We start from the raw sequence: 16940 nt of genomic DNA, 5'->3' as shown, positions 1-16940 counted from the left end.
ACTCACGCCTCTTTAAGAGGCAAGTGACGAGTCAGCTTGAACAAGGTGAAAGCCAGCATCTTTAGGCGCTGGCTGGTAATTTGGACTTATAGCGTTCTGGTGCAAACTACCCGTTTGACGGGTGGTTATGATTTTAAACAATAATTTTTAAATGAACCTATTTTTTTGCTCAGTTTTGAGTGTTGTGACACACTAGATATCAATCTTTTTCAGATAACAAAAATCTAGATAGATGGCAATAAAATATTTTATTAAAATTAATAGAAATCCCTTGACAAAGCCATTTCGGGGGGGGGGATAATAGATAGTTGTATAATAAATATACTCAAAAATCGGATTATGGCCATAGGGAGACTTTAAACCAATATGAATAGATATAATAGGGAACAATTGCTTTATATGTTTGGGTATTGTTTTCAAGTTTTAAAAACAGTATCGGATTTGGACAAGGCCATTTCGGCTGAGCAAAATAAAGCCTATGATAGTATTATGGGTAAATATTATAAAATTAAAAAAGTATTTAACATAATTATTATTAGTTTTATTTTAATAGTAAATATATGGGGAGCTATTACAAATACCTACCCTATAACTTCGTTAATTATTATACAAGTACCTGTAACTTATGGATTGTTTCAATTGCTGTTTTTTCCTATTTTTGCTATTGTAAAAGCATTTTATAATCATTCTGCCAAGAAGGAATTTTCAAATGCTTATGATAATGATGCTTCTAACAAATATCGCCAAAAAGGTGTAGAACTGTTGAGAGATAAGCAGTTCCTTGATTATAAAGAAGAAATTCCAGAAGATTATTTTAATATGGATGACCTATATCTCTTATATAGTTATCTAGAAACTTATAGAGCTGATAACTTTAAAGAAGCAGCTAATTTACTGGCGGAAGAAAAACACCGTGAAAGAGTGGAATACAATCAAGAAGTGATGCAAAGTAGTTTAGCTACTATCCAAGATAATGTTCGCTATCAATCTGTAATTCAGACAATTCAATTATTAGAGACAAGGACTCATCATAGGATTATAGAAAACAGATAATGAGAGAATTATAATACCGAACTTTGTTCCTCTTAGGAGAACAGGCTATAATTTTGAAAATGAATCATGAATTTTATATTAGGAGAATATATGCAAAAGAAAGATATTTTATTAGGTGCTGGTTTAACTTCTGTTCTTGTCGGTGCTGGTGTTGTTAATACAACTGTTCAAGCAGACGAGCTTTCACAACCTACCACATCAACAACCATACAAAAAACAGCAGTGACAGGTCAAGATTTGAGTAGGGCTCAAGAGGTTGCTAAAGCCGCGCAAGCAACCGTCGACCAAAAGAGTGCAGATGTACAAGCTGCGGAAGACCAACAGTCAACCGCTGAAAAAGCTGTAGCGGATATCAAAGAAGACATCAAGACGGCGCAAAAAGCAGCTACAATTGTTGAAGAGCAAAATAAGGTTATTGGCACCAAAAATGAACAAAAATCAGAACTCAATGCTGAACTTTCAGACGCAAAAACTGCTGAGCAAACTGCAAAAGGTGAAGTTGTGAATGCCAAACAAGCTCATGACGACGCTGCAAAAGCTGTCACAGCTGCTGAGAAAACTGTCGAAGACAAGAAAGCTGTTTTGAATCAAGCAACCGCAACAACTAGTCAAGACCCTAAACAAATCCAAACCGAATTGGATGACGTTACTAGTCAATTAACTGCAAAATCTGCACAAATTGCTGCTACAAGTAGTCGTATTGACGCGAAGCAACAAGAAGTGGATAACTACAAACCAGTTATCAAAACGATTGACTTGAACCCATCTGAGCGTAATGCGGTAGCGCATGACAATCTTATGGATTACGAGCATAACCGCAACAATGCACCAAAAGATGCATCAGGTAACCCGACAATGGAACCTGTAAACTTCCAAGGTGTTAAAATTGTTGAAATCGAAGCGACTCAAGATATGTTGGATTTCCAAAAAGCACTCGAAGACTACCGTAACGCACCATATGATGTTGTAAATCATACATTCAAGAAACAACCAGTGTTCCGCTATAAAGTGGATAACCGCGGATTGTCTCAGGCATTTGTTAAATTGCTTAATGAATTACGTGAGGCGAATGGTGTCGCAGGTAATATGCAAGTGGATGACGCATACTTAGATTATGCTCAACAACGCGCTAATGAAATGCAACGTAATGACAAGTTGAGTCACAAAACAGCATTGACTGCACCAGGTAACAAGAATGAAAAAGGTCTTGAAAATATCGTCAATGGTTTCGGGGAATTTGTGTCGTCTGAAGATGGATACATCAATTTCAACCGCATTGTGACTAACGAAACATTGGCATATGATATGTTGCTCACATGGTATGATGATTATCGTAATGTATCGGGTGCCAATCATGGTCACCGTCGAGCACTTTTAATACCAATGGGTGGAAAAATGGGTCTGGCCCTTGCCAACATTGTGGGTTCAAATGGTACATCTCGTTATGCGGCATTTGAAAATAACGCTCATACTGGCAGTACCTATTCAACAGACGAAGACGGAACAACCTACCTTGAAGAAGAAAGTGAATCTACTAAGAAGTATTGGGATAATATCAACAACTTCAAGGATGATGCGCTTAACCCGACATTCTACGGTCGCAAAATGAAATTCATCGCAGACCACCATTTTGTATTTGTAACTCACAAACAAGAAGGTGATAATAGCGAACTCGTAAGCGCCTTGAATGATTTGAAGGCTCTTAAGGCTCGTCAAGAAGGTGAACGCAATGCCCTTGTCACACGTCAAACAGCGTTGAGTAATCAATTGGCAGCGGCTACACGTAGTCAAGAACAACGTGCTGCAGCTATTGCCAACGCAACAACTGAGTTGAACGAGGCGACTGCAACTCTCGCAACTGCCAAGTTAGCTGCTCAAGCAACTGAAGTAACTCTTGAAGAAAAGAACGTTGCAGCTGACCGTGCTACAAATTACGTCAAACATTTGACTGGACGCGTAGCGGCTGTCCAAGGTGAAATCAATAAAGCAACTGAGGCTCGTGATAAGGCAGCTCGCCTGCAAGGCCAATTGGGTGACTTGAATGCTAAATTGGCTAAGGCTGAAGAAGATAAAGCAGCTGCCTACAAACGTGTGGCGGACGCAAAAGTTGCGCTTACACAAGCCCAAAAAGCACTTTCTGACGCTAAATCTAATGTTCAACGTTTGACTGATATTCTTGCAATTGACAAAGCTCTTGCAGTTTATCAAGACACAACAGGTGTAGTTTCTGCAGTTACGCGTGAAACACCAAGTGTTGAAGAACTTCCAGCTTTTGATTTGAATGCCGAATTGAACGGTTACAAAGTGACTCAAAATGAAGATGGAATTGGTGCTACAACAGTTGACGCACCAACTGTGACACCAACAGAACTTCCATCTTTTGACCTAAACGGTGAATTGAATGGTTACAAAGTGACCCAAAATGAAGATGGAATTGGTGCCACAACAGTTGACACACCAACTGTAACACTGACAGAACTTCCAGCTTTTGATTTGAATGCCGAATTGAATGGTTATAAGACAAGTCCAAAACATGCTGGTGCTAGACCGAATGACACGCCATCTCAAACATTATCTACGTTTAGTAGAAAAGATGCGACTAAACAGGAGTTACCAAATACTGGTAGTTATTCTCGAGTGGAACGTCAGATAGCTCTCGGTGGATATACTATTTTGGGATTAATTTTAGGATTTACAATTCAACGTAAACGTGAACGCTAAAAGGGATAAAATTTGTCATTTTTATAAGGTTGTTTTACGAGCCTTGGACAAAATAGTTCTCAACCACAAAAAAGCTAGAGATTTCCAATTGCGGAACTCTAGCTTTTTAATTGTGATTATTAGTCCGTCTCGCTCCGTGAGGTGCGCGTCGAAGGTTATAAGTTTGGGAATCGGCATTTCTGAGCAGAAGGTTATTATGTGAGTACGGTTGGACTCAATGAAGCCACAATTAGGAAATATATTCAAGATTAAAGAAATTATACAGTGGATGATTTCTTCACGAGTATGAAAATTTGAGAGCGAGTAAAGCATGATATAGCACTAGATAAATGAAGTGTGAAAGAATATGAGGATCCCTTTAGGGATAGTGGTAAGTAATACTAAAGCCTCTTTAAGAGGCAAGTGACGAGTCAAGAGCAATGAGGCTTGAACAACGTGAAAGCCAGCGTCTTTAGGCGCTGGCTGGTAATTTGGGCTTATAGCCCTGGTGCAAACCACCTGTTAGACGGTGGGATTGGATTGTTACCTTGAACGGTATATGTTGAAATGCTGCATGCAGAACGACAGGTACGGTGGTATGAGAGGGACTAGGAATCACTCCTTGCTTGAAAGGTAGTATAGAAGTTTAAGCCTTATCTAATTGCAATAGAGCTACAATCTCGGCTAGTGTGCTTGCTTGTGAGATCGCTCCACGAAGTTTAGCTGCACCTGATGTTCCACGGAGGTAGTGAGGAGCTAGTCCACGGAATTCACGGACCGCAACCTTTTCTCCCTTGAGGTTAATCAAGCGTTTCAAGTGCTCGTAGGCGATGTTCATCTTATCTTCAAAGGTTAAATCAGGAAGGATTTCTCCAGTTTCAAAGTAGTGATTGATTTGATTGAAGAGGTAAGGATTCCCCATAGCTGCGCGTCCAATCATAACGGCATCAGCACCAACTTCTTCGATGCGTTGCTTGGCTTCTTGGACCGTACGGATATCGCCGTTGGCGATGAATGGAATTTTTGTTAGAGCTTGTGCAACCTTGTGAAGAGTCTCAAGGTCTGCGTGACCAGTGTACATTTGTTCACGGGTACGGCCATGCATGGCGAGGGCAGAGACACCTGCTGCTTCAGCAGCGAGGGCATTTTCAACTGCCAGAGATGGGTCAGCCCATCCAGTACGCATTTTGACAGTAAGGGGGATATCAAGTACAGATTGGACCTTGTTGATGATCGAGTAAATCTTGTCTGGATCCTTGAGCCACATAGCCCCAGCTTCGTTTTTTACGATTTTATTAACTGGGCAACCCATGTTGATATCAACGATATCGGTCTTGGTATTTTCTTGGATGAATTCTGCTGCGCGTGCTAGGCTGTCTTCATCGCTACCAAAAAGTTGGATAGAGACAGGGTTTTCGCCTTCATCGATATGAAGCATGTGAAGGGTTTTTTCATTGTTGTATTGGATTCCCTTGTCAGAGACCATTTCCATGACAACGAGTCCAGCTCCAAGCTCTTTTGCGATAGTACGAAAGGCTGAGTTGGTGACACCAGCCATAGGTGCTAAAACGGTACGATTGGGAATCTCAACATTGCCAATCATAAAAGGTGTATTAAGATTTGTCACGAATGAGTTCCTCCAGGTCGTTTTCATCAAAGTTGTAAGTAGTTTGGCAGAATTGACAAGTGATTTCTGCCCCGTGGTCTTCGTCCTTCATTTCCTGCAAGTCTGAGCTTGGCAGACTAGAAAGAACCTTCATAAAGCGCTCATGGCTACAGTCACATTGGAAACAGATTTCTTCTTCAGAAAGACGCTTGTAGGCTTCGTCACCGTAGATAGCCTTGATGAGGGCTTCGATATGGTCTTCACTTTCGAGAAGCGTTGAGATAGCTGGCATTTCTTGGATGCGTTTTTCAAAGCGAGCAATCTCTTCTTCCTTGGCTCCTGGTAAGACTTGAACTAGGAAACCACCTGCAACCTTGACCTTGTCTTCCTCGTCCAAAAGGACATTGAGGCCGACTGCTGAAGGCGTTTGTTGGCTTTCAGTCAGGTAAAAGGCAAGGTCTTCACCAATTTCTCCAGAGATGAGGGGAGTCATAGAGTTGTAAGGATTTCCAGTACCATAGTCTGTGATAACGAGGAATTGACCATTTCCAACAAAAGGTCCGACTAGGACTTCACCAGTTGCAGTCTTTTTGATGTCAACACCAGGATTTTGAATATAGCCTTTGACATTCCCCTTGGTATCAGCGACGGTGATGATAGCACCTAGAGAGCTAGATCCCAGCACCTTAACTGTTAGTTTAGTATTTCCTTTTTCATTGGCTGCGAGAATCTGGCTAGCGATAAGAGTTCGACCAAGCGCTACAGTTGAGCTAGCTTGGGTTTGGTGTTTTTCTTGAGCAGTGCGGACTGTTTCTGTGCTGTCAAGGACAAAAGCACGAAAGGCTCCGCTTTCTGATATAGTTTTAATAATTTTATCCATAGCTACTATTTTAGCATAAAAATGCCCAAAGGGGGAGCCGTGTGTTTGTTGATTTTTAGGATAATGGACTAGGAAATCAGCAGGAAAATAAAAAGAGAAACAGATTATTTCAGCATTTGTAAGATTTATGCTATGCTTAATGTAGAAAATGAAAGGGGTAACAAATGTATTTAGGAGATTTGATGGAAAAGGCCGAATCTGGCCAATTTTCAATCCTTTCCTTTCTATTACAAGAGTCTCAGACGACTGTCAAGGCTGTAATGGAGGAAACAGGATTTTCAAAAGCAACTCTAACCAAATATGTCACCCTTCTTAATGAAAAGGCTTTGGATAGTGGCTTAGAGCTGAACATCTCCTTAGAAGATGAAAATCTGCGCCTGTCGATCGGTGCAGCTACCAAGGGGAGAGATATTCGGAGCTTGTTTTTGGAGAATGCTGTTAAATACCAGATTTTGGTCTATCTCCTCTACCACCAACAGTTTTTAGCCCATCAGCTGGCTCAAGAATTGATGATTAGTGAGGCTACGCTTGGTCGTCACTTAGCTAGCTTAAATCAGATTTTGTCAGAATTTGATTTATCCATCCAAAATGGACGTTGGCGAGGTCCAGAGCATCAGATTCGTTACTTTTATTTTTGTCTTTTTCGCAAGGTTTGGTCCAGTCAGGAGTGGGAAGGTCACATGCAGAAACCAGAGAGAAAGCAGGAAATTACTACACTAGAAGAAATCTGCGGTGCGAGTTTGTCTTCGGGGCAGAAATTGGACTTGGTTCTCTGGTCTCATATCAGTCAACAGCGTCTTCGGGTCAATGCCTGTCAGTTTCAAGTTATAGAAGAGAAAATGCAAGGGTATTTTGACAATATTTTCTACCTTCGTTTGCTGAGAAAGGTTCCGTCCTTTTTTGCTGGGCAACATATCCCTCTAGGAACTGAGGATGGTGAGATGATGATATTCTTCTCTTTTCTCCTATCTCATCGCATTCTTCCTCTTCATACTATGGAGTATATTCTTGGTTTTGGAGGGCAATTAGTAGGTTTACTGACGCAATTGATTCAAGAAATGAAGAAAGAGGAGTTGCTGGGTGATTATACAGAGGACCATGTCACCTATGAACTTAGTCAGCTTTGTGCTCAAGTCTACCTATACAAGGGCTATATTTTACAGGATCGCTACAAGTACCAGTTAGAGAATCGCCATCCTTATTTGCTGATGGAACATGATTTTAGGGGAACGGCAGAGGAGATTTTTTATGCTCTACCTGCCTTTCGGCAGGGGACGGATTTGGATAAGAAAATTCTCTGGGAATGGCTCCAGTTAATCGAATATATGGCTGAAAATGGTGGCCAGCATATGCGGATTGGCCTGGATTTGACATCTGGTTTTCTTGTCTTTTCAAGGATGGCAGCCATTTTGAAACGGTATTTGGAATACAATCGTTTTATTACTATTGAAGCCTATGACCGAACTCGGCATTATGATTTGCTGGTTACAAATAACCCGATTCATAAGAAGGAACAGACTCCAGTTTATTATTTAAAAAACGACTTGGATATGGAGGATTTGGCAGGGATTCGTCAGTTATTGTTCACTTAAAAGGCTTGGTTGTTCCAGGTCTTTTTTGTGAAATTCGCACAATCTCCTCATATTTTTTTAAAAATTAAAAAAAGTTGATGAACAAGAAAGCGCTTTATTTTGTATACTAGTAAGTGTAAAGAGGAAACATCCTCAAGATCTTTATCAGGAGGACAGCATATGTCACAAGAAAAATACATCATGGCCATTGACCAGGGAACTACAAGTTCTCGTGCCATTATTTTCAACAAAAAAGGAGAAAAAGTTAGCTCGAGTCAAAAGGAGTTCACTCAGATTTTTCCTCAGGCAGGTTGGGTTGAGCATAATGCCAATGAAATTTGGAATTCCGTCCAGTCTGTTATTGCTGGAGCTTTCATCGAAAGTGGTGTCAAGCCAAATCAAATCGAAGCAATCGGGATTACCAACCAGCGTGAAACAACTGTTGTCTGGGATAAGAAAACAGGGCTCCCTATCTACAACGCTATCGTTTGGCAATCACGCCAGACAGCCCCTTTGGCTGAGCAACTAAAAAGTCAAGGTTATGTGGAAAAATTCCATGAAAAGACTGGTTTGATCATTGATGCTTACTTCTCTGCTACCAAGGTTCGTTGGATTTTGGACCATGTAGAGGGCGCTCAAGAGCGAGCAGAAAAAGGAGAATTGCTCTTTGGTACCATTGATACTTGGCTGGTTTGGAAATTGACTGACGGTGCGGCTCACGTGACTGACTACTCAAATGCAGCTCGTACCATGCTTTATAACATTAAAGAACTCAATTGGGATGATGAGATTTTGGAAATTCTCAACATTCCTAAGGCTATGCTGCCAGAAGTTCGTTCTAACTCTGAAATTTACGGTAAGACAGCGCCATTCCATTTCTATGGTGGACAAGTGCCAATCTCAGGTATGGCTGGGGACCAACAGGCGGCCCTCTTTGGACAGTTGGCCTTTGAACCTGGTATGGTTAAAAATACTTATGGAACAGGCTCTTTCATCATTATGAATACTGGTGAAGAGATGCAGTTGTCTGAAAACAATCTTTTGACAACCATTGGTTACGGAATTAACGGCAAGGTTTACTATGCCTTGGAAGGTTCTATCTTCATCGCAGGAAGTGCTATTCAGTGGCTTCGTGACGGTCTTCGCATGGTCGAAAATTCACCAGAATCTGAAAAATACGCTCGTGATTCTCACAACAACGATGAAGTCTATGTCGTACCAGCCTTTACAGGTCTAGGTGCTCCATACTGGAACCAAAACGCTCGCGGTTCTGTCTTTGGTTTGACTCGTGGAACAAGCAAAGAAGACTTTATCAAGGCAACCTTGCAATCTATCGCTTATCAAGTACGTGATATCATCGATACGATGCAAGTGGATGCTCAGACAGCTATCCAAGTCTTGAAAGTAGACGGTGGTGCAGCTATGAACAACTTCCTCATGCAGTTCCAAGCTGACATCTTGGGAATCGACATCGCACGCGCCAAAAACTTGGAAACAACTGCTCTAGGAGCAGCCTTCCTAGCTGGTTTGGCAGTTGGTTACTGGAAAGACTTGGATGAGTTGAAGCTCTTGAACGAGACAGGAGAACTCTTTGAGCCATCTATGAACGAATCGCGCAAGGAACAACTCTACAAGGGCTGGAAGAAGGCTGTGAAAGCAACTCAAGTCTTTGCGGAAATCGATGACTAATACTGGAAGAATAAAGCGACTAGTTAGAAAGTGTGTAAATATGGAATTTTCAAAGAAAACACGTGAATTATCAATTAAAAAAATGCAGGAACGTACCCTGGACCTCTTGATTATCGGTGGAGGAATCACAGGGGCTGGTGTAGCCTTGCAGGCGGCAGCTAGTGGTCTAGATACTGGTTTGATTGAAATGCAAGACTTTGCAGAAGGAACATCTAGCCGTTCAACAAAATTGGTTCACGGAGGTCTTCGTTACCTCAAGCAATTTGACGTAGAAGTAGTATCAGATACGGTTTCAGAACGTGCAGTGGTACAACAAATTGCTCCACACATTCCAAAACCAGATCCAATGCTCTTGCCAGTTTACGATGAGGATGGAGCGACCTTTAGCCTCTTCCGTCTCAAAGTAGCCATGGACTTGTATGACCTTTTAGCAGGGGTTAATAACACGCCAGCTGCCAACAAGGTCTTGAGTAAGGAAGAAGTCTTGGAACGCCAGCCAAACTTGAAGAAAGAAGGTTTGGTAGGAGGTGGAGTTTATCTTGACTTCCGTAACAACGATGCGCGTCTCGTGATCGAAAACATCAAACGTGCCAACCAAGATGGTGCCCTCATTGCCAACCACGTGAAGGCAGAAGGCTTCCTCTTTGACGAAAGTGGCAAGATTACAGGTGTTGTAGCTCGTGATTTGTTGACAGACCAAGTCTTTGAAATCAAGGCCCGTCTGGTGATTAACACAACAGGTCCTTGGAGCGACAAGGTACGTAATTTGTCTAATAAGGGAACACAATTCTCACAAATGCGTCCAACTAAGGGAGTTCACTTGGTAGTGGATTCAAGCAAGATCAAGGTGTCACAGCCAGTTTACTTTGACACAGGTTTGGGTGACGGTCGTATGGTCTTTGTTCTCCCACGTGAAAACAAGACTTACTTTGGTACAACTGATACAGACTACACAGGTGATTTGGAACATCCAAAAGTAACTCAAGAAGATGTAGATTACCTACTTGGCATTGTCAACAACCGTTTCCCAGAAGCCAACATCACCATTGATGATATCGAAAGTAGCTGGGCAGGTCTTCGTCCATTGATCGCAGGCAATAGCGCTTCTGACTACAATGGAGGAAATAACGGAACTATTAGCGATGAAAGCTTCAATAGCTTGATTGCGACTGTCGAAGCTTATCTATCGAAAGAAAAAACGCGTGAAGATGTTGAATCTGCTGTCAGCAAGCTTGAAAGTAGCACATCTGAGAAGCATTTGGATCCATCTGCAGTTTCTCGTGGTTCTAGCTTGGACCGTGATGACAATGGCCTTTTGACCCTTGCTGGTGGTAAAATCACAGACTACCGTAAGATGGCTGAAGGAGCTATGGAGCGCGTGGTTAATATCCTTAAAGCAGAATTTGACCGCAGCTTTAAACTCATCAACTCTAAGACATATCCTGTTTCAGGTGGAGAATTGAACCCAGCAAATGTGGACTCAGAAATCGAAGCCTTTGCGCAACTTGGAGTGTCACGTGGTTTGGATAGTAAGGAAGCCCACTATCTCGCAAATCTCTATGGTTCAAATGCACCGAAAGTCTTTGCCCTTGCTCACAGCTTGGAACAAGCGCCAGGACTCAGCTTGGCTGATACTTTGTCCCTTCACTATGCAATGCGCAATGAGTTGGCTCTTAGCCCAGTTGACTTCCTTCTTCGTCGTACCAACCATATGCTCTTTATGCGTGATAGTTTGGATAGCATCGTTGAGCCAGTTTTGGATGAAATGGGACGATTCTATGAATGGACAGAAGATGAAAAAGCAGCTTACCGCGCTGATGTCGAATCAGCTCTTGCTAACAACGATTTAGCAGAATTAAAAAATTAAGAAAAAATAAAAGAGGTGGCGGGCAGGACTCCTAGTCTACCCTCTCCTCCTTTTTAATGGAGACAGAAAGATGATGAATGAATTATTTGGAGAATTTCTAGGGACTTTAATCCTAATTCTTCTAGGAAATGGTGTTGTAGCAGGTGTGGTTCTTCCTAAAACCAAGAGCAACAATGCAGGTTGGATTGTGATTACTATGGGTTGGGGGATTGCAGTTGCGGTTGCAGTATTTGTATCTGGCAAGCTCAGTCCAGCTCATTTAAACCCAGCTGTGACCATTGGTGTAGCTTTAAAAGGTGGTTTGCCTTGGGCTTCCGTTTTCCCTTATATCCTAGCTCAGTTTGCAGGGGCTATGCTGGGTCAGATTTTGGTTTGGTTGCAATTCAAACCGCATTATGAGGCAGAAGAAAATGCAGGAAATATTTTGGCTACTTTCAGCACTGGTCCAGCTATTAAGGATACTGTATCAAACTTGATTAGCGAAATCCTTGGAACTTTTGTATTGGTCTTGACAATCTTTGCTTTGGGTCTTTACGATTTTCAGGCAGGTATCGGAACCTTCGCAGTGGGGACTTTGATTGTTGGTATCGGTCTATCACTAGGTGGGACAACAGGTTATGCCTTGAACCCTGCGCGTGACCTTGGACCTCGTATCATGCACAGCATCTTGCCAATTTCAAACAAGGGAGATGGAGACTGGTCTTACGCTTGGATTCCTGTTGTGGGACCTGTTATCGGTGCAGCCTTGGCCGTTCTTGTATTCTCACTTTTCTAAGATAAAAGAGCTATTTGTAACAAAGTTTGAGATTGGATTCTCAAACTTTGTTGTTTTTTAAGGGCAAAACATTAATATTTGAACTTGTCTTAAAATAAGCTAAACTCAACTTCCAAAAAAGGTAAACAGTTGAAAATAGAGGGAATAAAGTGGTAAAATGGGAACAAGAAAAAATAGTAATTGTTTGTGGAAAAATTGACGGAAATTTACAGAAAAGAAATCGATCATGGATAGAAAGAAACCATTATATATTTTTTTAGGGCAAACGGTCCTGTATTTTATTGTTTTACTGGGTTTACTTTATTTCTTTAGTTATCTTGGCCAGGGTCAAGGAGGCTTTATCTATAATGAATTTTAACTTGAAGGAGAATTCCTATTGTGTCAAATAAACCAATAGTAGATATGATTGAAACCATTGAGCATTTTGCTCAGACACAACCTAGCGATCCTGTTTACAATGTTTTGGGACAGGAACACACTTATGGAGATTTGAAGGCTGATTCGGATAGTTTGGCTGCAGCTATTGATCAACTGAATTTACCAGAGAAGTCTCCTGTGGTTGTTTTTGGTGGCCAAGAATATGAAATGTTGGCAACTTTTGTAGCGCTGACTAAGTCAGGTCATGCCTACATTCCAATTGATAGCCATTCGGCTTTGGAGCGAGTTTCAGCTATTTTAGAAGTGGCAGAGCCAAGTTTGATTATTGCCATTTCAGAATTTCCATTGGAGCAGGTTTCTACACCGATGATGAATCTAGCTCAGGTTCAAGAAACCTTTGATAAAGGGGCGAGCTATGAGATGACGCATCCAGTCAAGGGAGATGATAACTACTACATCATCTTTACTTCAGGGACAACTGGTAAGCCAAAGGGAGTGCAGATTTCGCATAATAATTTGCTCAGCTTTACCAACTGGATGATTACGGACAAGGAATTTGCGACGCCAAGTCGTCCGCAAATGCTGGCTCAACCACCTTATTCATTTGACCTGTCTGTCATGTACTGGGCACCGACCTTGGCACTGGGAGGAACTCTTTTTGCCTTACCATCTGCCATCACTCAGGACTTTAAGCAACTCTTTGCGACCATCTTTTCATTGCCAATCGCTATCTGGACATCAACCCCTTCCTTTGCAGATATGGCCATGTTGTCAGAAGACTTTAATAGCGAGACAATGCCTGGAATCACGCATTTCTACTTTGATGGTGAAGAATTGACGGTTAAAACGGCTCAAAAACTACGCGAACGTTTCCCAAATGCCCGTATTATCAATGCCTACGGACCAACAGAAGCGACAGTAGCCTTGTCAGCAGTTGCTGTGACAGACGAGATGCTAGCGACTCTCAAACGCCTACCAATCGGCTATACCAAGGCTGATTCTCCAACCTTTATCATTGACGAGGAAGGCAATAAATTACCAAATGGGGAACAAGGGGAAATCATCGTATCTGGACCTGCTGTTTCAAAAGGCTATATGAATAATCCTGAAAAAACAGCTGAAGCCTTCTTTGAGTTTGAAGGTCTGCCAGCTTATCACACAGGCGATGTGGGATCTATGACAGATGAAGGTCTTCTTCTTTACGGTGGACGGATGGACTTCCAGATCAAGTTTAATGGCTATCGTATTGAACTAGAGGATGTCTCTCAAAACTTGAACAAATCCAAGTACGTTGAATCTGCTGTTGCAGTTCCACGTTACAACAAGGATCACAAGGTCCAAAATCTCTTAGCCTATGTTATCTTGAAAGATGGCATCAAAGAACAATTTGAGCGCGAAATTGATATCACGAAGGCTATCAAGGAAGACTTGGAAGATATTATGATGTCTTACATGATGCCATCTAAGTTTCTTTACAGAGAGGAATTGCCACTGACTCCAAATGGCAAGATTGATATCAAAGGATTGATTAACGAGGTGAATAATAGATGATGGATTTCCTGAAACAGCTGCCTCATATTGAGCCGTATGGGAATCCGCAGTACTTTTTGTACGTGATTACTGCTACCTTGCCCATCTTTATCGGTCTTTTTTTCAAAAAACGCTTTTCTTGGTATGAAATACTGGTTAGTCTCTTCTTTATCGTTACCATGTTGACGGGTGGCAAGACCAATCAATTAGCTGCCTTAGGAATCTATCTAATTTGGCAAATGGTACTGGTTCTTTTTTACAAGCATTATCGAAAAAATAAGGATGGCAAGTGGGTTTTCTACTTAGTTAGTTTTCTGTCCCTACTTCCGATTATCTTTGTCAAGGTGCAACCAGCTATCAATGGAACGCAGTCTTTGCTTGGATTTTTGGGAATTTCTTATCTGACGTTTCGTTCGGTTGGGATTATAATCGAGCTGAGAGATGGAGTGATTAAGGATTTCGCACTCTGGGAATTCCTTCGTTTCCTTCTCTTCATGCCGACTTTTTCAAGTGGTCCTATTGATCGTTTCAAACGTTTTAATGAAAATTATCAGACAATTCCAGAGCGCGATGAGTTGATGGATATGCTAGCCGAGTCCGTTCGGTATATCATGTGGGGATTTCTGTATAAATTTATCCTAGCTCATATTTTAGGCGAGATTTTATTGCCACCGCTAAAGAATTTAGCTTTACAAACAGGTGGCTTCTTTAACTACTATGTAGTTGCAGTCATGTACACATTTGGTCTGGAGCTCTTCTTTGACTTTGCGGGTTACTCTATGTTTGCTATAGCTATTTCAAATCTGATGGGAATTCGTAGTCCGATTAACTTCAACAAACCTTTCTTGTCAAGAGATTTGAAAGAGTTTTGGAATCGCTGGCACATGAGTTTATCCTTCTGGTTTCGTGACTTTGTCTTTATGCGCATGGTCATGGTGATGACGAGAAAGAAGCTTTTTAAGAATCGAAATGTGACTTCAAGTGTCGCCTATATCCTGAACATGCTCCTTATGGGGTTCTGGCATGGGATAACTTGGTTTTACATTGTCTATGGACTCTTTCATGGGCTAGGTTTAGTGATTAATGATGCTTGGGTTCGAAAGAAAAAAACGCTCAATAAAGAACGTAAGAAAGCAGGGCAAGCTCCCTTGCCTGAGAATCGCTGGGTTCAGTTGCTTGGCATGGTTATAACCTTCCATGTCGTAATGATTTCATTCTTAATCTTCTCTGGATTTTTGAATGATTTATGGTTTAAAAAATAAAAGGAATTAAAAAATGGATATCAAATCAGAAGTTATTGAAATTATTGATGAATTGTTTATGGAAGATGTTTCTGACATGATGGATGATGATCTTTTTGATGCGGGTGTCTTGGACAGTATGGGAACAGTTGAATTAATCGTGGAAATCGAAAATCACTTTGATATTCGTGTCCCAGTTACAGAATTTGGTCGTGATGACTGGAATACAGCTAATAAAATCATAGCAGGAATTACGGAGTTAAAGAATGCTTAAGCGTTTGTGGTTAATCTTTGGCCCTTTGCTTCTTGCTAGTTTTCTTGTCTTCTTACTGATCTTTTTTTATCCAAACAACCCAAGTCATAATTTGACTGAAGAAAAATATTCTGCAGCAGCGATTAGTTCGGAGAGCTTTAAAGAGAGAAGCCAAAAAGTGAGAGCCTTTACGGAACCCAATATGCGCTTTATTCCTTTTTTGGGCTCAAGTGAGTGGATTCGTTTTGATAGCATGCATCCTGCGGTCTTGGCGGAGAAGTATAGTCGCCCCTACCGGCCCTACTTTTTAGGACAAGCAGGAGCAGCCTCTCTTAATCAGTATTTCGGTCTGCAGCAAATCTTACCAGAAATCGAGGAAAAACAGGCGGTATTTGTCATTTCGCCTCAGTGGTTTACAGAGGAGGACTATGAGCCAGCATTCTTCCAAAACTACTTTAACAACGATCAGTTGACAGCCTTTCTAGAAAATCAATCGGGAGATATAGCAGCCAAACATGCAGCTAAACGTCTCTTAAAGCAAAATCCTGGAGTCTCTATGAAGGGGATCGTTGAGAAGCTGTCAAAGGGTGAGGAATTATCAGAAATCGACCATGCTATTATCAAGGCTTTTGCGCGTTTTAATGAGCGTCAGGCCTCTCTATTTGGGCAATTTTCCATTCGAGGAAAACTCAAGTACAAGGAACACGTGGAGAACTATTTAAAAGATCTTCCGGATCAATTTTCTTATGAAGAGTTAGAAAAAATTGCTCGAAAGGATGCAGAAGCCAATACCAGTAACAATGATATGGGAATTGAAAATCAATTTTATAAGACCCAGGTGAAAGACTACCTCGAGAAATATAAGGGCTATCAAAAGAATTATAATTTCCTCAAGTCCTCTGAGTACAATGATTTGCAGTTGGTCCTTAATCAATTTGCCAAATCAAAGGTCAATGTGCTCTTTGTTATTCAGCCTGTCAATAAAAAATGGATGGCCCATACAGAGCTCAGCGAGGAAATGTATCAACATGCTGTGGAAAAAATTCGTTACCAGTTAGAAAGTCAAGGTTTCACCAACATTGCTGACTTTTCAAAAAACGGAGGAGATCCCTACTTTGTTAAGGATACGATTCATATTGGTTGGTTGGGCTGGTTGGCGTTTGATAAGGTTGTAAATCCTTTTTTGAGCAATCCAACAACAGCTCCTGATTACCAAATGAATGACCGTTTCTTTAGCCAGGATTGGGCAAATTACGATGGGAATATTAAAGATTTTCAATAATATAGAAAAGGAGTTTGAACTTTTTGTTCAGACTTTTTTTATGAAATGTCAGATAGCTTGCCCTAAAAAAGGCTAAAAGTTTTATAGTTGGTTGAATCTAGAATAGTACACTACG

At 41.2% G+C, this 16940-nt stretch carries 13 protein-coding genes; 11 read left to right on the top strand and 2 right to left on the bottom strand.

Translation table 11 applies throughout. The features are described from left to right. The first annotated feature begins 366 nt into the window (after positions 1-366). Together HMPREF2837_RS10470 and HMPREF2837_RS10465 are read left to right on the top strand one after the other, a co-directional pair. Positions 367-1053: a hypothetical protein gene (locus HMPREF2837_RS10470; RefSeq protein WP_049549343.1), complete on the top strand. Its 687-nt coding sequence runs from the start codon at positions 367-369 to the stop codon at positions 1051-1053. 90 nt (positions 1054-1143) lie between these two features. Then, positions 1144-3774, top strand: coding sequence for a CAP domain-containing protein (locus HMPREF2837_RS10465; RefSeq protein ID WP_049549342.1), 2631 nt, complete (start codon positions 1144-1146; stop codon positions 3772-3774). A gap of 625 nt (positions 3775-4399) precedes the next feature. Here HMPREF2837_RS10465 and dusB read toward each other — a convergent pair. Together dusB and hslO are read right to left on the bottom strand one after the other, a co-directional pair. Further along, positions 4400-5380, bottom strand: a complete 981-nt coding sequence (gene dusB / locus HMPREF2837_RS10460; RefSeq protein ID WP_049549341.1) for a tRNA dihydrouridine synthase DusB — start codon at positions 5378-5380, stop codon at positions 4400-4402. Next, the gene (gene hslO, locus HMPREF2837_RS10455) at positions 5367-6239 is read right to left on the bottom strand and encodes an Hsp33 family molecular chaperone HslO (protein ID WP_049549340.1); all 873 of its coding nucleotides are present in this window, start codon (positions 6237-6239) and stop codon (positions 5367-5369) included. Before hslO ends, dusB begins: the two co-directional genes overlap by 14 nt. A 164-nt stretch (positions 6240-6403) precedes the next feature. On the opposite strand from hslO, the gene HMPREF2837_RS10450 reads away from it, so the two are divergent. The 9 genes from HMPREF2837_RS10450 to dltD all read left to right on the top strand — a co-directional run bounded on the left by HMPREF2837_RS10450 (position 6404) and on the right by dltD (position 16825). Continuing rightward, positions 6404-7831 carry an AcpB/EbpR/MafR family transcriptional regulator gene (locus tag HMPREF2837_RS10450; RefSeq protein WP_049549339.1) on the top strand — a complete coding sequence of 476 codons (1428 nt, stop codon included), beginning with the start codon at positions 6404-6406 and terminating at the stop codon, positions 7829-7831. 159 nt (positions 7832-7990) lie between these two features. After that, complete coding sequence (gene glpK / locus HMPREF2837_RS10445; protein WP_049549338.1) at positions 7991-9499, top strand: glycerol kinase GlpK; 1509 nt, start codon at positions 7991-7993, stop codon at positions 9497-9499. Positions 9500-9539: 40 nt separating this feature from the next. Beyond that, entirely contained in the window at positions 9540-11366 is a 1827-nt protein-coding gene (gene glpO / locus HMPREF2837_RS10440; RefSeq protein ID WP_049549337.1) for a type 1 glycerol-3-phosphate oxidase, read from the top strand. 70 nt (positions 11367-11436) lie between these two features. Further along, positions 11437-12141 (top strand): MIP/aquaporin family protein, encoded by a 705-nt coding sequence (locus tag HMPREF2837_RS10435; protein WP_049549336.1) that lies wholly within the window; start codon positions 11437-11439, stop codon positions 12139-12141. Positions 12142-12367: 226 nt separating this feature from the next. Further along, the gene (locus HMPREF2837_RS10430; RefSeq protein ID WP_000375187.1) at positions 12368-12499 is read left to right on the top strand and encodes a teichoic acid D-Ala incorporation-associated protein DltX; all 132 of its coding nucleotides are present in this window, start codon (positions 12368-12370) and stop codon (positions 12497-12499) included. A gap of 20 nt (positions 12500-12519) precedes the next feature. Further along, on the top strand, positions 12520-14070 hold the full coding sequence (gene dltA / locus HMPREF2837_RS10425; RefSeq protein WP_049549335.1) for a D-alanine--poly(phosphoribitol) ligase subunit DltA: 1551 nt from the start codon (positions 12520-12522) through the stop codon (positions 14068-14070). Beyond that, complete coding sequence (dltB, locus tag HMPREF2837_RS10420) at positions 14067-15311, top strand: D-alanyl-lipoteichoic acid biosynthesis protein DltB (RefSeq protein ID WP_049549334.1); 1245 nt, start codon at positions 14067-14069, stop codon at positions 15309-15311. The genes dltA and dltB overlap by 4 nt, the downstream gene beginning before the upstream one ends. A 13-nt stretch (positions 15312-15324) precedes the next feature. Further along, the gene (gene dltC, locus HMPREF2837_RS10415; RefSeq protein ID WP_049549333.1) at positions 15325-15564 is read left to right on the top strand and encodes a D-alanine--poly(phosphoribitol) ligase subunit DltC; all 240 of its coding nucleotides are present in this window, start codon (positions 15325-15327) and stop codon (positions 15562-15564) included. After that, entirely contained in the window at positions 15557-16825 is a 1269-nt protein-coding gene (dltD, locus tag HMPREF2837_RS10410; RefSeq protein ID WP_049549332.1) for a D-alanyl-lipoteichoic acid biosynthesis protein DltD, read from the top strand. Before dltC ends, dltD begins: the two co-directional genes overlap by 8 nt. Positions 16826-16940 lie beyond the last annotated feature (115 nt).

Origin of the sequence: Streptococcus sp. HMSC071D03, from assembly GCF_001812125.1 — a bacterium.
GTDB lineage: Bacteria > Bacillota > Bacilli > Lactobacillales > Streptococcaceae > Streptococcus > Streptococcus pseudopneumoniae_N.
Note: the sequence above shows the minus strand (reverse complement) of the source record. Positions and strands in the feature narration are given on the sequence as shown.